Origin of the sequence: Streptomyces sp. NPDC048352, from assembly GCF_040651895.1 — a bacterium.
Classification (GTDB): domain Bacteria; phylum Actinomycetota; class Actinomycetes; order Streptomycetales; family Streptomycetaceae; genus Streptomyces.
On record NZ_JBEZKZ010000023.1, the window covers coordinates 78526 to 91558 of the forward strand.

11 protein-coding genes and 1 pseudogene are annotated in these 13033 nt (G+C 71.3%); 4 read left to right on the top strand and 8 right to left on the bottom strand.

Features of this window, described 5'->3' with window-relative positions; all coding sequences use genetic code 11:
* Nucleotides 1-22: 22 nt before the first annotated feature.
* From AB0D45_RS15060 to AB0D45_RS15080, 5 genes are all read right to left on the bottom strand, one after another.
* Nucleotides 23-1342: a M28 family metallopeptidase gene (locus tag AB0D45_RS15060; RefSeq protein WP_361608421.1), complete on the bottom strand. Its 1320-nt coding sequence runs from the start codon at nucleotides 1340-1342 to the stop codon at nucleotides 23-25.
* Between the two features lie 217 nt (nucleotides 1343-1559).
* Nucleotides 1560-2510 carry an EamA family transporter RarD gene (gene rarD, locus AB0D45_RS15065; protein WP_362458712.1) on the bottom strand — a complete coding sequence of 317 codons (951 nt, stop codon included), beginning with the start codon at nucleotides 2508-2510 and terminating at the stop codon, nucleotides 1560-1562.
* Between the two features lie 180 nt (nucleotides 2511-2690).
* On the bottom strand, nucleotides 2691-3758 hold the full coding sequence (locus AB0D45_RS15070) for a 2-oxoacid:ferredoxin oxidoreductase subunit beta (protein ID WP_362458715.1): 1068 nt from the start codon (nucleotides 3756-3758) through the stop codon (nucleotides 2691-2693).
* Nucleotides 3751-5697, bottom strand: a complete 1947-nt coding sequence (locus tag AB0D45_RS15075) for a 2-oxoacid:acceptor oxidoreductase subunit alpha (protein ID WP_361608427.1) — start codon at nucleotides 5695-5697, stop codon at nucleotides 3751-3753. Before AB0D45_RS15075 ends, AB0D45_RS15070 begins: the two co-directional genes overlap by 8 nt.
* Before the next feature lie 217 nt (nucleotides 5698-5914).
* Nucleotides 5915-6574 carry a response regulator transcription factor gene (locus AB0D45_RS15080; RefSeq protein WP_361608429.1) on the bottom strand — a complete coding sequence of 220 codons (660 nt, stop codon included), beginning with the start codon at nucleotides 6572-6574 and terminating at the stop codon, nucleotides 5915-5917.
* Nucleotides 6575-6869: 295 nt separating this feature from the next.
* On the opposite strand from AB0D45_RS15080, the pseudogene AB0D45_RS15085 reads away from it, so the two are divergent.
* Nucleotides 6870-7558 (top strand): annotated as a pseudogene (locus tag AB0D45_RS15085) (transposase); the annotation flags it as partial.
* A gap of 25 nt (nucleotides 7559-7583) precedes the next feature.
* Here AB0D45_RS15085 and AB0D45_RS15090 read toward each other — a convergent pair.
* The 3 genes from AB0D45_RS15090 to AB0D45_RS15100 form a co-directional block, all read right to left on the bottom strand.
* Entirely contained in the window at nucleotides 7584-7886 is a 303-nt protein-coding gene (locus AB0D45_RS15090; protein ID WP_362458718.1) for a hypothetical protein, read from the bottom strand.
* Nucleotides 7887-8268: 382 nt separating this feature from the next.
* Complete coding sequence (locus AB0D45_RS15095; RefSeq protein ID WP_362458722.1) at nucleotides 8269-9564, bottom strand: sensor domain-containing protein; 1296 nt, start codon at nucleotides 9562-9564, stop codon at nucleotides 8269-8271.
* Nucleotides 9565-10112: 548 nt separating this feature from the next.
* The gene (locus tag AB0D45_RS15100; protein ID WP_362458725.1) at nucleotides 10113-11273 is read right to left on the bottom strand and encodes a sensor domain-containing protein; all 1161 of its coding nucleotides are present in this window, start codon (nucleotides 11271-11273) and stop codon (nucleotides 10113-10115) included.
* A 154-nt stretch (nucleotides 11274-11427) separates the two neighbouring features.
* On the opposite strand from AB0D45_RS15100, the gene AB0D45_RS15105 reads away from it, so the two are divergent.
* The 3 genes from AB0D45_RS15105 to AB0D45_RS15115 form a co-directional block, all read left to right on the top strand.
* Nucleotides 11428-11835 carry an NADH-quinone oxidoreductase subunit A gene (locus tag AB0D45_RS15105; RefSeq protein WP_361610751.1) on the top strand — a complete coding sequence of 136 codons (408 nt, stop codon included), beginning with the start codon at nucleotides 11428-11430 and terminating at the stop codon, nucleotides 11833-11835.
* Entirely contained in the window at nucleotides 11826-12425 is a 600-nt protein-coding gene (locus tag AB0D45_RS15110; RefSeq protein WP_361610750.1) for an NADH-quinone oxidoreductase subunit B family protein, read from the top strand. Before AB0D45_RS15105 ends, AB0D45_RS15110 begins: the two co-directional genes overlap by 10 nt.
* Nucleotides 12422-13033: NADH-quinone oxidoreductase subunit C (locus tag AB0D45_RS15115; protein ID WP_362458729.1), on the top strand; the 612-nt coding region annotated here is incomplete at its 3' end. The genes AB0D45_RS15110 and AB0D45_RS15115, both read left to right, overlap by 4 nt.

The following is a 13033-nucleotide window of genomic DNA, read 5'->3' on the forward strand; positions in this document are numbered from 1 at the left end:
GGCGGGCCGTCGTCCGGTCCCGTCAGAAGGTGATCTTCCAGCTGTTGATGTAGCCGACGTCCTGCGCGGCCACGTCCTTGACCTGGAGCTTCCAGACGCCGTTGGCGACCTCGCTCGACGCGTTCACCGTGTAGCTCGCCACCACGTTGTCCGCCGAGTCCGAGCTGCTGGAGTTCTTCAGCCGGTACGCCGTCCCGTCCGGGGCGACCAGGTCGATCTGGAGGTCACCGCGGTAGGTGTGGACGATGTTCACGTCCACCTTGGTGGTGGCCGGGGCGTTGCCCGCGACGCCCGAGACCGTGATCGGCGAGGTCACCGCGGCGGCCGGGGAGTCCGGGATGGTCACGTCCGCGGTGTTCTCGAAGGACTGGCCGGGCGGGACGGGGGTGGCCGCCCCCAGGTTCCAGACCGCGTAGGCGATGGCGTCGGCGTTGCGGTCCAGGGCCGTGTCGTTGATGTTCGCCGTGGTGTCGCAGGAGGAGTGGTAGCAGCGGTCGAAGGCCTGACCGGAGGTGCCGCCCCACTTCTGGGCCTGCGCGGCCGTCTTGGTGTAGTCCGCGCCGGAGAACAGGCCGCCGACCGGGATCCCGGCGGACTTGAACGGCGCGTGGTCGGAGCGGCCGTCGCCCTCGGTCTCGATCTCGGTGGGGATGCCGAGGCCCGCGTAGTAGTTCTTGAAGGTCTGCTCGATCGTCGGGTCGTCGTCGTAGACGAAGTAGCCCGGGTTCGGCGAGCCGATCATGTCGAAGTTCAGGTAGCCGGAGATCTTCGCCTTCTCCGTCGCCGGCAGGCTGTTGACGTAGTACTTCGAGCCGACGAGGCCCAGCTCCTCCGCGCCCCACCAGCCGAAGCGCAGGTGCTTGGTCGGCTGGAGGTTCGCGCGGGACACCGCGAGCGCGGTCTCCAGGACGGCCGCCGAGCCGGAGCCGTTGTCGTTGATGCCGGGGCCCGAGGTCACCGAGTCCAGGTGCGAGCCGGACATCAGGACCGAGTTCGGGTCGCCGCCCGGCCAGTCGGCGATCAGGTTGTAGCCGGTGGCGCCGCTGGAGGTGAAGGTCTGGAGCGTGGTGGTGAAGCCCGCCGCGTCCAGCTTGCCCTTCACGTAGTCGATCGAGGCCTTGTAGCCGGCCCGGCCGTGGGCTCGGTTGCCGCCGTTGTTGGTGGCGATGGTCTGGAGCTGTGACAGGTGGGCCTTGACGTTGGCCAGCGGGATGTCGGGCGGCGTCGGCGCTGCCGTGACGGCCGTGGGGGCCGCGAGCGCGGCGGGGGACGTGGCGGACAGCAGCCCCGCGACCGCGAGTGCGGACGCGGCGGCGAGACGCCGGGAGACGGACAGGCTCATGTGGGGGCTCCGGGATTCCGTTTGGGATGATCCGTTGGGGATGAGACGGAACGTGCGGGAATCGTGCAGGTGAGCGTGGTGCGTCAGTGCGAGCCTGATGGTCAGCGAGAGTGTGACTATCCGTCAAGACCACAATCCGGTCAGGGGCGTTCGGAAAACGGACGATCCCCGGTACGGATGTTCCGTACCGGGGATCGTGTGGTGTAGGGGTGTGCGGTTACGCCGGCTCGCGGCTCGGCGCCGGCGGCCGGGCGGCGGCGGCCGCCTCGGCGAGCAGGGCCCTGGAGCGCCGGGCGGTCCGCAGGGCGTCCCAGGTCAGCAGCACCAGCGCGGCCCAGACCAGCGAGAAGCCGGCCCACCGCTCGGGCGGCATCGCTTCGTGGAAGTAGACGACCCCGAGTGCGAACTGGAACAGCGGGGCCAGGTACTGGAGCAGTCCCAGCGTGGACAGCGGCACCCGGATCGCGGCCGCCCCGAAGCAGACCAGGGGGATCGCGGTGACCAGCCCCGTCGCGGCGAGCAGCGCGGAGTGTCCGAGCCCCTCCGAGGCGAAGGTCGACCGCCCCTGGACTCCCAGCCACAGCAGGTAGCCGAGGGCGGGCAGGAACTGCAGGGCCGTCTCGGCGGCCAGCGACTCCAGTCCGCCCATGTCGAGCTTCTTCTTGATCAGCCCGTAGGTGGCGAAGGAGAAGGCCAGCGTCAGCGAGATCCACGGGGGCCGCCCGTAGCCGACGGCCAGGACCAGTACGGCGGCGAAGCCGATCCCCACCGCCGCCCACTGGGCCCGGCGCAGCCGCTCGGCCAGCACCAGGACGCCGATGGCGATGGTGACCAGCGGGTTGATGAAGTAGCCGAGGCTGGCCTCGACGACCTGGCCGTTGTTGACCGCCCAGATGTACAGGCCCCAGTTCACGCTGATCACGGTGGCGGCCAGCGCCGTCAGCCCGAGCTTGCGCGGGTGGCGCACCATCTCGCTGATCCACCCCCAGCGCCGCAGCGCGAGGAGCGCGATCCCGACGGCGCCCAGCGACCAGACCATGCGGTGGGCGAGGATCTCGATCGCCCCGGAAGGCTTGATGAGGGGCCAGAAGAGGGGGACGAGCCCCCACATCCCATATGCGCCGAATCCGTAGAGCAGACCCGTGCGCTGTTCGTTCTCCGCCTTCACGGGGCCTCCAGTGCGACTTCCAGCCAATCTCACAACCTCAACGACGGTAGCGCCGTACGGCGTCGCTGTCATGCCCGTCTCAGGGAGATGCTCATGACACCCGGGTGGGGATACGACGAAGCCCGGACCCTGGGGCGGGTCCGGGCTGTCGGTCACCGGTCGGCCGGTCGGGCGGTGTGCCTAGCCGACCACGGTCCACGTGTCGGAGCCGGCGAGCAGGGCTGCCAGGTCACCCTTGCCGTGCTGGTCGACGGCGGTGTCGAGCTGGTCGGCCATCAGGGTGTCGTAGACGGGCCGCTGCACGCTCCGGAAGACGCCGATGGGTGTCCGGTGGAGGGTGTCGGGGTCGGCGAGCCTGGAGAGGGCGAAGGCCGTGGTGGGGCTGGCGGCGTGGGCGTCGTGGGTGAGGATCTGTGCTTCGTTCTGCGGGGTGACCTCGACGACTTCGAGGTCGCCGGTGCCGGGGTTGCGGATGACGCCCTTGGTGTCGCCGGCGCCGAAGCGGATGGGCCGGCCGTGTTCGAGGCGGATGACCGCGTCCTGGGCCTGGTCCTGGTCCTTGAGGGCGTCGAAGGCGCCGTCGTTGAAGATGTTGCAGTTCTGGTAGATCTCGACGAGGGCGGTGCCGGGGTGGTCGGCGGCCTGGCGCAGGACTTCGGTGAGGTGCCTGCGGTCCGAGTCGATGGTGCGCGCGACGAAGGAGGCTTCGGCTCCGAGGGCGAGGGAGACGGGGTTGAAGGGGGCGTCGAGGGAGCCCATGGGGGTGGACTTGGTGATCTTGCCGAGTTCCGAGGTGGGGGAGTACTGGCCTTTGGTGAGGCCGTAGATCCGGTTGTTGAAGAGGAGGATCTTGAGGTTGACGTTGCGGCGCAGGGCGTGGATGAGGTGGTTGCCGCCGATGGAGAGGGCGTCGCCGTCGCCGGTGACGACCCAGACGGAGAGGTCCCGGCGGGAGGTGGCCAGGCCGGTGGCGATGGCGGGGGCGCGGCCGTGGATGGAGTGCATCCCGTAGGTGTTCATGTAGTACGGGAAGCGGGAGGAGCAGCCGATGCCGGAGACGAAGACGATGTTCTCCCGGGCGAGGCCGAGCTCGGGCATGAAGCCCTGTACGGCGGCCAGGACCGCATAGTCACCGCAGCCCGGACACCACCGGACCTCCTGGTCCGACTTGAAGTCCTTCATCGACTGCTTCGCCTCGGCCTTGGGGACCAGGGACAGCAGGGTGGGGGCGTCGGTCACCTCAGTCATTGATGGCCTCCTCGAGAACCTTCGCGAGCTGCTCCGCCTTGAAGGGCATTCCGTTGACCTGGTTGTACGACTGGGCGTCGACCAAGTACCTCGCCCGGATCAGGGTGGCCAGCTGCCCGAGGTTCATCTCGGGCACCACTACCTTGTCGTAACGCTTCAGGACCTCTCCGAGATTCCTCGGGAAGGGGTTGAGGTGGCGCAGGTGGGCCTGCGCGATCGGGGTTCCGTGCCGGCGCAGGCGGCGGACGGCGGCGGTGACGGGGCCGTAGGTGGAGCCCCAGCCCAGGACGAGGGTGCGGGCGCCGTCCGGGTCGTCGACGTCCAGGTCCGGGACCTCGATGCCGTCGATCTTGGCCTGGCGGGTGCGGACCATGAAGTCGTGGTTGGCCGGGTCGTAGGAGATGTTGCCCGTGCCGTCCTGCTTCTCGATCCCGCCGATCCGGTGCTCCAGGCCCGGCGTGCCCGGCACCGCCCACGGGCGGGCCCGGGTCTGCGGGTCGCGCTTGTAGGGCCAGAACACCTCGGTGCCGTCGGCCAGCGTGTGGTTCGGGGCCGTCGCGAACTGGACCGTGAGGTCGGGGAGGTCGGCCACGTCGGGGATCCGCCAGGGCTCGGAGCCGTTGGCGAGGTACCCGTCGGAGAGCAGGAAGACCGGCGTCCGGTAGGTGAGGGCGATCCGGGCCGCGTCCAGTGCGGCGTCGAAGCAGTCCGCCGGGGTGCGCGGGGCGACGATCGGGACGGGGGCCTCGCCGTTGCGGCCGTACATGGCCTGGAGGAGGTCGGCCTGCTCGGTCTTGGTGGGCAGGCCGGTGGAGGGGCCGCCGCGCTGGATGTCCACGATCAGGAGCGGCAGCTCCAGGGACACGGCCAGGCCGATGGTCTCCGACTTCAGGGCCACGCCCGGGCCCGAGGTGGTGGTGACGGCGAGCGAGCCGCCGAAGGCCGCGCCGAGCGCGGCGCCGATGCCGGCGATCTCGTCCTCGGCCTGGAAGGTCCGCACGCCGAAGTTCTTGTGCTTCGACAGCTCGTGCAGGATGTCCGAGGCCGGGGTGATCGGGTACGAGCCCAGGTAGAGCGGCAGGTCGGCCTGCTGGGCTGCGGCGATCAGGCCGTAGGACAGGGCCAGGTTCCCCGAGATGTTGCGGTAGGTGCCGGTCGGGAAGGCCTGCGTCGCGGGAGCGACCTCGTAGGAGACGGCGAAGTCCTCGGTGGTCTCGCCGAAGTTCCAGCCGGCCCGGAAGGCGACGATGTTCGCCTCGGCGATGTCCGGCTTCTTCGCGAACTTCTGCCGCAGGAAGTTCTCCGTCGCCTCGGTGGGGCGGTGGTACATCCAGCTCAGCAGCCCCAACGCGAACATGTTCTTGCTGCGCTCCGCCTCCTTGCGGCTGAGGCCGAAGTCCTTCAGCGCCTCCACCGTCAGGGTGGTCAGCGGCACCGGATGGATGTTGTAGGCCGAGAGGGAGCCGTCCTCCAGCGGGGAGGTTTCGTAGCCGACCTTGGCCATGGGCCGCTTGGTGAACTCGTCGGTGTTGACGATGATCTCCGCGCCGCGCGGCACGTCGGCGATGTTGGCCTTCAGGGCCGCCGGATTCATCGCGACCAGCACGTTCGGCGCGTCACCGGGGGTCAGGATGTCGTGGTCGGCGAAGTGCAGCTGGAACGAGGACACGCCCGGCAGGGTTCCGGCAGGCGCCCGGATCTCGGCGGGGAAGTTCGGCAGCGTGGAGAGGTCGTTTCCGAAGGACGCCGTCTCCGAGGTGAAACGGTCACCCGTCAGCTGCATACCGTCACCCGAGTCACCCGCGAAACGGATGATCACGCGGTCTACGCGACGGATCTCCTTGCCGGCTCCACCGGGCTGAGGCGCGGTGCGCTGCTCGCCGATGGACCCACCGGCCCCGTCGGCCTGCTCGGCCGGGCTACTGACCTGGCTGGTCACTGAACTGGACCTCCTTCGAGGCGCGGGCGCTCGCTCCCAGAACCAACCCTACGTCCGCGGGGTCGTCCGGCCCTGGGTCGCCCGCATTCTGGACCGCCCCTTTCCGGGGCGGCCTGTCCGACAGACGTCGTGCACTACTCGAAATATTCCAAACCAACCGGCGGTCGCCGGGGCGCGCGCCGGAGCGGCGCGTCCCGCCTGACAGGGTGTCAGTCCATCAGGACCTCAGATAGGTGAGGACCGCCAGTACACGCCGGTGATCCCCGTCACTCGGGGACAGCCCCAGCTTCATGAAGATGTTGCTGACGTGCTTCTCCACGGCTCCGTCGCTCACCACGAGCTGCTTGGCCACGGCGGAATTCGTGCGTCCTTCGGCCATCAGGCCCAGTACCTCCCGCTCGCGCGGGGTCAGACCGGCGAGGACGTCCTGCTTGCGGCTGCGCCCCAGCAGCTGGGCGACGACCTCCGGGTCCAGCGCGGTGCCGCCCCGGGCGACGCGCACCACGGCGTCGAGGAACTCGCGGACCTCGGCCACGCGGTCCTTGAGCAGGTAGCCCACGCCGGTGCTGGAACCGGCCAGCAGTTCGGTGGCGTACTGCTCCTCCACGTACTGCGACAGGACGAGCACCCCGATGCCGGGGTAGTCGCGGCGCAGGCGGACGGCGGCGCGTACGCCTTCGTCCGTGTGGGTGGGGGGCATCCGCACGTCGGCCACCACGACGTCCGGCAGCGCGTCCTCGGCGGCGAGCTCGGCCACCGTCTTGAGCAGGGCTTCCGCGTCCCCGACGCCGGCCACGACGTCATGCCCCCGGTCGGTCAGCAGCCGGGTCAGGCCCTCACGGAGCAGCACTGAGTCCTCGGCGATGACCACACGCACCCTGTCGTCCACGTTCCAGCAGCTCCCGCGTCACTCGTCCACCCACTTGGCAGGGCCAAGCATCCCAGCCGGACCCCTGGCGGAGGGCGAATCCCGGCCAAGAACGAAAGACAAGGCCGAAACCGGCGCCCGCCCGCGAGCCGTACCACCCCGGAGGCCCGGGCTCCGCAAGCCGGGGGAGGAAGGGCGGCCGACCGCGCAGGCGGCTCCGTCCGACGGCCCCGGGGACGGCTACCGCCCAGCGGCACCCGGAGCCCGGGGACGGCTGCGGCCGTTCCTGCTGGTCGGCAACAGGCGTTGCGGCAGGTGGCGGGACCACCGGCAGGTGATTAACGGGATTCTGCACCGGGTGCGGACCGGGCTGCAGTGGCGTGACCTGCCCGAACGGTTCGGTCGGTGGAAGACGGTCTACGAACGGCACCACCTGTGGTCTGGCGACGGGACCTGGGAGCGGCTGCTCCAGCAAGTCCAGGCCGCGGCCGACGCTGCGGGTGACGTCGACTGGGACATCTCGGTGGACTCCACGATCGTGCGGGCGCATCAGCGCGCGGCTGGCGCCCGGACCGATCCGCCGTCGACCCCCGCTTCAAAGGGGGCCGGAATCCCGGAACACCAGGACGAATCCGCGTGGAGAACGTCCGTGTGCCCCAGCCCGGACCGGGCCGACCCCGAAAGAAGCCGACCAGCGTCGCGGCCGACGAGGCATACAGCAACGGCCCATGCTGGGAGTACCTGCGGCGCCGGGGCATCCGCCACATGATCCCGGAGAAGACCGACAGCCAGGCCGCCCGCCTGCGCAAGGGCTCACGCGGCGGACGGCCACCGGGCTTCGGCGACGAGCGGTACAAGAAACGCAATACCGTCGAGCGGGCGATCAACCGCCTCAAACAGCACGGCGCCGTGGCCACCCGTTACGACAAGCGTCGTTACGTCTACCTCGGCACCGCAACCGCCGCAACCCTCGTCATCTGGCTGCGAACGTGATCGTCCGGACAAGTTCGAGGTCAGTTCAGGCGGCGCCGCTGGCGTCCGGGGCGATGAAGCGCCGGTAGAGGGGGGCGAACGTCACCTGGGGCTCGGTCGTGATGCCCAGTTCCCCTTTGACCACAGGTGCGACCCTGTCGGCGATGAACCGTGTGAAGTGATCCTCCGTCTCCCAGACGTCGGCCGCGTGGAAGCCGTCGTCGGCGAACCAGCCCATGTGCATCACGAACCCGTCCGGAGCGTCGTCCTCCCAGCCCACCCGGCCACGCGCCGCGTCGTACGCCTCTGGCGTGAGCTCGGGCCACACAAAGGTCATCACGACTGCCATGGGAGTTCCTCTCCATCGCCTCGGTGCGCCGCAGCCTGGGCGGCACGGCAGTACGACGCTAAAGCAGGTCAGGTCGGCCGGGCACACCAGAGCAGCCATTCGGAGCAGGTCGCCTGGCGACAGGGAGGGCCGCCGCGCCGCCAAGCGGAGGTGTACGCCTCGACATGATCGCCAGGACACCCCCTAGGGGAATCCGCAGAGCGGGGGCCGCCTTGCGCAGTGGCAGGCGTAGCTGGGCGACAGCCTCCGCCTAGTGGCACACCCGCAGCCCGGGGACGGCTCCGCTCAGCGGCACCCGGAGCCCTCGGACCAGGCCGCGCCCAGCGAACTGGGCAGGGACCTTTCCACCCAGCGGCACCCGTCGGCACCGGACGGGTCCCGGTCAGCGGCCGTGGGGGCGCCACGGGAGGTCCGCCGTGACCACCGTCCCCTCCCCCTCCGGGGAGTCCACCGCGAACACCCCGTCCACCGCGTCCAGCCGCTCCGCGAGCCCCGCCAGCCCGCTCCCGCCGGAGGGCCTCGCCCCGCCGCGCCCGTCGTCGCTGACCTGGATCAGCAGCCGTTCCCCGGACTTCCACACCTCGACCCGCGCGCCCCGCGCCCCGGCGTGCTTGCTGACGTTCTGGAGCAGCTCCGAGACCGTGAAGTAGGCGATGCCCTCGATCGCCGCCGCCGGCCGGGCCGGCAGGTCCACCTCCACCCGCACCGGCACCGCGCAGCGGGAGGCCACCGACGACAGGGCGGCGTCCAGCCCCCGGTCGGTCAGCACCGCCGGATGGATGCCCCGGGCGAGGTCGCGCAGCTCCTGGAGGGCGATCTTCACCTCGCCGTGGGCCTCGTCCACCATGCGGGCGGCGGCCTGCGGGTCCTCGGCGAGCTTCTCCTTCGCCAGCCCCAGGTCCATGGCCAGCGCCACCAGGCGGGCCTGCGCCCCGTCGTGCAGGTCGCGTTCGATGCGCCGCAGGTCGGCGGCGGCGGTGTCCACGACCGTCCCGCGGTCGGACTCCAGCTCGCTGACCCGGTCGTCGAGGCGGGACCGGCCGAGTAGCCCGCCGACCAGGACGCGGTCCACGGTGGTCAGGGCCCGCAGGACCCACGGGGTGGCCAGCGTCAGGCCCAGCCCGACGGCGAAGGCGGCGGCGATCGACAGGGGGGAGTCGAGGTAGAAGGCGTAGTCGCCGTTCTGGAGGACCGGCAGACCCGGCTCGTCGGTGAAGGCGGGGAAGACCCAGAACCACAGCGGGTACAGCAGCATGCTCCAGCCGGCGCTCCACAGCACCACCGCCGTCGAGAAGGCGAACACCGCCCACGGCAGGTGGACCACCGAGTACAGCGCGTGCCGCCAGGCGCTGCCGCTCTTGAGCAGTGCCCCGACCATGGCCACCGCGCCGCTCTCGGCCGGGCGGACCGGTGCCGGATCGGCGAGCGGGACCCGCAGCATCCCGCGCACCCGGGCCCGCTCCACCTGCCCGAACCCCCGGCACATGGCCAGCGCCCCGGCCAGCACCGGCACCCCGACGAACGTCACGAGCAGCCCGGCGCCGAGGGCCACTCCGGTGACGGCGAGCGAGAAGTACAGGGTGCTGAGGGGGAGGCCGACGAGCAGGTACGCGAACTCGCGCCAGGTCTGCGCGGCCACCGGGGCCCGTAGCACCGCAGCCGCCTTGCCGTTGCCCATGATCCCGACCCGCCCTTCAGCTCATCCGTTGACCCTCCCACCCTGCCGCCCGCCCCTCTGCCCGAGCCATGAGGCGAGTCGGCGTCTCCCCCGGGGGGATAACCCCACCCACCGCGCCCGGCACGGAGGCGCGGAATCGGGGCGGAGCCGTGGCCTTCCGGCCCGGCCGGCACGCTCCAGCCCGTTGGGCGTTCGCGGCGCGGGTCGGGACGGAGCCCCTGTGCCTTCAGCCCCGCCGGCGTTGGATGCGCGGGGCCCGGGGCGGAGCTCCTGGGCCCTCAGTCCCGCCAGCCGTTTGAGGCGCAGGGTCTGGGGGCGGTGCTCCTGGGCCTTTCAGCCCCGCCGGCGTTTGAGGCGCGGGGTCCGGGGGCGGTGCTCCTGTGCCTTCAGCCCCGCCGGCGTTTGAGGCGCGGGGTCCGGGGCGGAGCCCCGGGGAACGGGGGAAGGGCGGGTAGGGGACACCGCCCCGCGCAGCGGCACACCACCCGCACCCGCTCTCCCACCGGCACCGGCCCGCCCGCCCGCCGGCACCGCCACCCGCACCCCCCCTACGCGCGGTCGCGCCACGGCAGCTCCGCCGTCGCCACCGTCCCCTCCCCCTCGGGGGAGTCCACGGCGAACACCCCGTCCACCGCCCGCAACCGCTCCGCCAGCCCCGCCAGCCCGCTCCCGCCGGAGGCCCTGGCTCCGCCGCGGCCGTCGTCGGAGACCCGGACCAGCAGCCGGGCGCCCGCCCGCCACACCTCGACGCTCGCGCCCCGCGCCCCCGCGTGCTTGCTGACGTTCTGCAGCAGCTCGGAGACCGTGAAGTACGCGATCCCCTCGATCGCCTCCGCCGGCCGCGCCGGCAGGTCCACGAGCACCTTGACCGGCACCAGGCACCGCGAGGCCACCGACGACAGCGCCGCGTCCAGCCCCCGGTCGGTCAGCACCGCCGGGTGGATCCCGCGGGCCAGGTCCCGCAGCTCCCGCAGCGCCAGCTTCACCTCGCCGTGCGCCTCGTCGACCATGGCGGCCGCGCCCTCCGGGTCCTCGAGCAGCTTCTCCTTGGCCAGGCCCAGCCCCATGGCGAGCGCCACCAGGCGTGCCTGGGCCCCGTCGTGCAGGTCCCGTTCGATGCGCCGCAGGTCGGCGGCCGCGGTGTCCACGACCACCCCGCGCCCCGTCTCCAGCTCGGCGATGCGCCGCTCCAGCTCGTCGGAGGGCGACAGCAGGCCCCGTACCATCGCGCGGTCCACGTTCGCCAGGCCGCGCACCACGTACGGCAGAACCGGCCACAGCACGAACAGGCCCGTCAGCGCGATACTGAAGGTCAGTACTCCCCACGGCAGCCGGACCAGCTCGTACAGCACGGTCCGCCAGCCCACCGGGTCCTTGAGCCCGGCCCACAGCCAGGCGAAGAACCCGCCTGCCCGCCCCGGCCCCGGCAGCGGGGTCGGCTCGTCCACCCGCACGCCCAGCAGGGCCCGCGCCCGGACGCGGTCGAGCTTTCCGAGCTGCCGGGAACCGAGGAGACCGCATGTGATCAACGGCAGTCCGATCGCGGTCACGGACAGACCGCCCGCCGTTGCGAGCATGAAAACCGTGTAAACAAATCCGATCAACGCCACCGGCAGATTGCTCAGCAGATAAGCGATTTCCTTCCACGTGGCCGCGTCGAAGGCGGGGCGCACGGGAGGGGGAGCGGAAGCTTGATCGTTCGCGGTCATGCGGCTCAGCCTGCCAAGTCCGCCCGGCCGACGCCATGGGGCGGCCAGGCGGAGTGAACGGGGGGTAACCCCACCCCGTGCAGCCCAGGCCCTAGACTCCCTGCCGTACCAGATCACCAGATCGTCGACAGTGGCCGAGGAGCGAGGAACGGACGTGCCCGACCCAACGGTATCGACAGCAGCCGTGATCGCGGCGGACTACTTCCGGAGCTATTCGGTCGTGGGCCTGCTCGCGGTGCTCGGCGTGCTCTTCGTCGCCGTGGCCTTCGGCGCCGGCCGCCTGCTGCGGCCCGTGGTCCCGACCCCCGAGAAGCTGCTGACGTACGAGTGCGGCGTGGACCCCGTGGGCGAGGGCTGGGCGCACACCCAGGTCCGCTACTACGTCTACTCCTTCCTCTACGTCGTCTTCGCCGTCGACTCGATCTTCCTCTTCCCGTGGGCGACGGTGTTCGCCGCCGCCGGTTACGGCGCCACGACCCTGGTCGAGATGTTCGTCTTCCTGGGGTTCCTGGCCGTCGGCCTGCTCTACGCGTACAAGAAGGGCGTCCTCGAATGGACGTGACACCGGCCGTCACCCCGGAGCCCCAGCCGCTTCCGGAGCCGAAGAGGCTGGGAGTGCTCTCCCGCCTCGCCCCGGAGCCCATGAAGGTGGTCCTGAACTGGGGCCGCCGCTACAGCCTGTGGGTCTTCAACTTCGGCCTCGCCTGCTGCGCGATCGAGTTCATCGCCGCGTCCATGGCCCGCCACGACTTCATCCGCCTGGGTGTCATCCCGTTCGCGCCCGGGCCGCGCCAGGCCGACCTGATGATCGTCTCCGGCACGGTGACGGACAAGATGGCCCCGGCCGTCAGGCGCCTGTACGAGCAGATGCCCGAGCCGAAGTACGTCATCTCCTTCGGCGCCTGCTCCAACTGCGGCGGGCCGTACTGGGACTCGTACTCCGTCACCAAGGGCGTGGACCAGATCATTCCGGTCGACGTCTACGTGCCGGGCTGCCCGCCGCGCCCGGAGGCCCTCCTCCAGGGCATCCTCAAACTCCAGGAGAAGATCGCCCGGGAGTCCCTGGCCGACCGCTACGCGGCGACCCCGTCCGTCGCCCAGCTCACCAGCGGCCTGGTCACCCCGCCGCCCGCACCGGGGGCCGGCGCGTGAACCTCTACGACTCCCTCCCCGAAGCGGCCGCGACGGTCTTCGGCGCCGAGGCCGTGGCCTCGTCCGCGTACGACGTCCTCACCGTCGACGTCCCGGCCGGCTCCTGGATCCCCGCGCTGGAGATCGCCCGCGACAAGCTCGGCTGCACCTACTTCGACTGGCTGAGCGCCGTCGACGAACCCGGCACGGGCTTCCGCGTCTGCGCGCACGTCGTCGCCCTGGAGAACCACCGGGTGCGCCGCCTGCTGCTGCGTACGACCGTTCCGCACGCGGCGCCCTCCCTCCCCTCGGCCGTCGCGGTGTACGCGGGCGCGGCCTGGCACGAGCGGGAGACCTTCGAGATGTTCGGGGTGACCTTCACCGACCACCCGAACCTCGTCCACCTGCTGCTCCCCGAGAACTTCGAGGGACACCCGCTGCGCAAGGACTTCGTCCTGGCGGCGCGCGTCGCCAAGGCCTGGCCCGGAGCCAAGGAGCCGGGCGAGGCGCACGATCCCGACGCCCCCAAGCGCCGCCAGATGCTCCCGCCCGGGGTACCGGACCCGAACGACTGGGGCCCCCTCAAGGGCCAGCTGCCCCCGGCCCCGGCCCGGCCGGCCCGCACCCCG